This window comes from Oceanicola sp. S124 (genome assembly GCF_000220565.1).
Classification (GTDB): Bacteria; Pseudomonadota; Alphaproteobacteria; order Rhodobacterales; family Rhodobacteraceae; genus Pseudooceanicola.
The window spans coordinates 1-1058 of the sequence record NZ_AFPM01000286.1 but is presented as its reverse complement, the minus strand read 5'-3'; the positions used below and the strand labels follow the sequence as shown (position 1 = coordinate 1058).

At 69.2% G+C, this 1058-nt stretch carries 2 protein-coding genes; one reads left to right on the top strand and one right to left on the bottom strand.

The genetic code is table 11. From position 1 onward, the window contains the following. A partial coding sequence (mobA, locus tag OS124_RS0119390; RefSeq protein ID WP_010141581.1) for a molybdenum cofactor guanylyltransferase MobA occupies positions 1-548 on the top strand: 548 nt, incomplete at its 5' end. Here mobA and OS124_RS0119385 read toward each other — a convergent pair. Continuing rightward, positions 549-1025, bottom strand: a complete 477-nt coding sequence (locus tag OS124_RS0119385; protein ID WP_010141580.1) for a lytic transglycosylase domain-containing protein — start codon at positions 1023-1025, stop codon at positions 549-551. Between the last annotated feature and the right edge of the window lie 33 nt (positions 1026-1058).

Here is a 1058-nt window from a genome sequence, read left to right as displayed (position 1 = left end):
AGAAGGCGCTGCTGCCGCTGGCCGGGCGGCCGCTGCTGGCCCATGTGACGGCGCGGGTCTCGCCGCAGCTGTCGCAGCTCTCGCTGAACGCCAACGGCGATCCGGCGCGCTTTGCCGCCTTCGGGCTTGAGGTGGTGGCCGATCCGCTGCCCGACCATCCGGGCCCGCTGGCCGGGGTGCTGGCGGCGATGCTCTGGGCCCGGGAACTGGGCGCCGGGCGGGTCTTCACCCTGGCCGCCGATACGCCCTTCCTGCCGGGGGACTTCGTGCCCCGCCTGCTGCTGCAGGCCGAGGGCTGCGCGGGGCCCGTGCTGGCCGCAAGCCGGGATGATCAGGGCGCGTTGAGGGCCCATCCCACCTGCGGGCTCTGGCCCGTCGCGCTGCACGCCGACCTGCAGGCCTGGCTAGAGCGCGGCGAGCGCAAGATGATGCTCTGGGCCGAGGGGCAGGGCGCCGAGCTGGCCGAGTTTCCGGCCAGCAGGGTCGATCCCTTCTTCAACGTCAACACGCCCAGTGACCTGGCCCGGGCGGAGGCGCTGCTTGGCTGATTACTCGCTGCGCAGGCCGGTCTCGACCAGCATGTCCTGGCGCTTGGCCTCGTAGTAATAGCCGCGGGCGTACCACTTCACCGCCGTGGGCTCGTCTCCATCCGACAGCAGCCAGGCGCCGCGCAGGTACTTCACCGCATATTTCAGGTTGGTTTCCGCATCCAGCAGATCAGGCGCGCTGCCCTGGAAGCCCATCGAGCGGGCGGTGGCAGGAAGGATCTGCATAAGCCCGTAATAGGGGCCGTTGCGGGCTTCGGGCTGGTGGGTGCTTTCGCGGATCACCACCCGCTGGACCAGGGTCACCGGGACCTCGTATTCGGCCGAGTACTTCTCGATCAGGCGTCGCAGTTCGGGCGTCTCGTTGGGGTAGAGCGGCGAGGTATCACGGAAGGCGAACATCTCGGGCTCTGGAGGCGGCGCCGCACAGGCGGCAAGCGGCAGAAGAAGGACAAGGGCGAAACGGGTCAGGAAACGCATACCGGGGGCTCTGGGTAATTTCGGACCCCTTGG